Below are 2719 nucleotides of genomic sequence, written 5' to 3'. Positions count from 1 at the left end.
GTATTTACCGATACATCGCTTGTTATTTGTGCACCGAACAAATATTCTATGGAATGGCTAGAAAGCCGCTATTCGAAGATGATTCGCAGCACGGTATTCGAGGTACTTGKCAGGGACGTAGCGCTTTCGTTCACGCTGCAGGAAATGGAGCAGCCGACACCGTCTAAGCCTGTTGTGGTCCCCATAACGGAACCGGTCAAGACGAATATGGTGTCCGACGATCCGTTCACCAATAACATGAACCCGAAGTATACATTCGATACATTCGTCGTCGGTCTCGGCAACCGTTTCGCGCATGCCGCATCGCTGGCAGTTGCCGAAGCGCCCGGTAAGGCGTACAATCCGTTGTTCTTATACGGGGGAGTAGGGCTTGGTAAGACCCATCTCATGCACGCCATTGGCCACTATGTGCTGGATCACAATCCTAGTGCCAAGGTGCTGTATATCTCGTCCGAGAAATTCACGAACGAATTCATCAATGCGATTCGCGATAACCGTGGTGAGAGCTTCCGTAACAAATACCGGAATATAGACGTGTTGCTTATAGACGATATTCAGTTTTTGGCCGGAAAAGAACAGACCCAGGAAGAATTTTTCCACACATTCAATGCGCTTCATGAAGAACGCAAGGCCGTCATTATCTCAAGCGATCGCCCGCCGAAAGAAATTCCTACGCTGGAAGACCGACTGCGTTCCCGCTTCGAATGGGGATTGATAACCGACATTGAGCCGCCGGACCTTGAGACGCGAATCGCCATTCTACGCAAGAAGGCGAAGGCTGAGAACCTCGACATTCCTAACGAAGCCATGGTGTACATAGCCAATCAAATCGATACGAATATTCGGGAGTTGGAAGGTGCGCTTATTCGGGTCGTAGCGTATTCCTCGCTGATTAACCAAGACATCTCGACTCACCTTGCTGCAGAAGCACTGAAGGATATCATTCCTTCTAGTCGGCCGAGAATGATTACGATTCAAGATATTCAGCAGCGAGTAGGTGAGTTCTACGGCTTGAAGATTGAAGAATTCAAAGCTCGCAAGCGAACGAAAGCCGTCGCGTTTCCTAGACAAGTGGCTATGTACCTTTCCAGGGAGCTCACCGATTATTCTCTCCCCAAGATTGGAGATGCCTTCGGAGGGCGTGATCATACAACTGTCATTCACGCGCATGAGAAAATATCGAATGCCGTTCAACAGGATCAGGACTTATATAAAATTGTCCACAATATTACCGAAAAAATCAAAAATGCGTCAGTTTGACGAAGTGAGCCTATGCACAAACTATTCACATGTGGATAGGCTTGCTTATTAAGGGTTTAACCCACATATCCACATATTCAGGGCCCCTACTGCTACTAAAGAGATTTTAAACCTATATTCTTATGAACAATTGTCGTGAAATAGAACCACGGGAGTGACATGATGAACATTTTAATTTTGAAAGATCAATTAAACGAAGCCATTCAACATGTGTCTAAGGCAATCTCATCCCGACCAACGATTCCAATCTTAAGCGGGATTAAAATAGAGGTAGATAGCCAAGGCGTAACTTTCACGGCAAGCGATACGGAAATATCGATTCAGAGTCACGTGCCGACGGAAAAGGAAGGCTTGTCGATTGTCGATGTGATCCAACCCGGAAGTGTTGTGGTACCCGCCAAATTTTTCTCAGAAATGATTCGGAAACTTCCGTCTGTACAGGTGGAGCTGCAAGTTAAAGATAACTTCATCACGTGGATCCGTTCCGGCTCTGCAGAGATCCAGCTAGTCGGCCTTGATCCAGAGGAATACCCTCAATTACCGTTACTGGAAGAAGATCATAAAGTATCCGTCTCCAGTGACCTTATGAAAATGATGATTAGGCAAACGACATTCGCCGTCTCGACCAGTGAGACTAGTCCGATTCTGACCGGAGTTCTCTGGCATTTTGAAGAGAATGAGCTGAAGCTGATCGCATGCGACCGTTTGCGTATGGCTAGTCGAGAGGCCCAGATTCAACCGAGTGAACAGTGGGAGCCTCGCACGAACATTGTCATTTCGGGGAAAAGCTTGAATGAATTAAATAAGCTGCTTCCTGATCAATCGCTGTTAATCGACATCGTTGTAGCGGATAACCAAGTATTATTCAAGCTCGATTCCATCCTGTTCTTCACTAGGATTCTAGATGGGACTTATCCGGATACGTCCAAATTAATACCGGCTTCCTTCAGCACCGAGATGACGATAGATACGAAGAAGCTTGCGGAAGCTATAGACCGCGCCTATCTATTGTCTAGAGAAGAAAAAACGAATATCGTTAAACTAACGATGAAGGATGCTCAAACGGTGGAAATTTCCTCAAGTTCAGCCGAATTGGGCAAAGTAACGGAGCAAGTAGACGTTAACAAGCTGACAGGTGATTTGATCAGCATATCCTTCAATTCCAAATATATGCTCGATGCACTTAAAGTAATTGACAGTGAATACATCGCCATGGGATTCCGTGGGCCTATGCAGCCCATTATTATAAAACCTGAAGATCATGCCAATATGCTGCACCTAATTATGCCTTACCGTACGACGAACTGATCGGAGCGCACAGATGAGACAAATTGAGATCACGACACCATATATCGCATTAGGACAGTTTTTGAAGCTGGCTGACTGCATATCCACAGGTGGACAAGCGAAAATTTTCCTGCAAGAAGCTACTATCCACATTAACGGCATTGTGGATAAC

Annotated in this window: 3 protein-coding genes; all 3 read left to right on the top strand. The window is 46.0% G+C overall.

Annotated elements, in window-relative coordinates; genetic code table 11:
- On the top strand, positions 1 to 1260 hold a 1260-nt coding region (gene dnaA / locus AC1DWB_RS33315; protein WP_477545378.1), incomplete at its 5' end, for a chromosomal replication initiator protein DnaA.
- Positions 1261 to 1422: 162 nt separating this feature from the next.
- Positions 1423 to 2568, top strand: coding sequence for a DNA polymerase III subunit beta (gene dnaN / locus AC1DWB_RS33310; protein WP_477545377.1), 1146 nt, complete (start codon positions 1423 to 1425; stop codon positions 2566 to 2568).
- A 13-nt stretch (positions 2569 to 2581) separates the two neighbouring features.
- Positions 2582 to 2719, top strand: a 138-nt coding sequence (locus AC1DWB_RS33305) for an RNA-binding S4 domain-containing protein (protein WP_477545379.1), incomplete at its 3' end; no start/stop codon positions are given.

It is taken from the genome of Paenibacillus sp. P4_E11 (genome assembly GCF_056401635.1).
Note: the sequence above shows the minus strand (reverse complement) of the source record. Positions and strands in the feature narration are given on the sequence as shown.

Coding starts and splice junctions, on each gene's coding strand:
- dnaN (WP_477545377.1), top strand. CDS start 1,423: ATGAACATTTTAATTTTGAAAGATCAATTAAACGAAGCCATTCAACAT.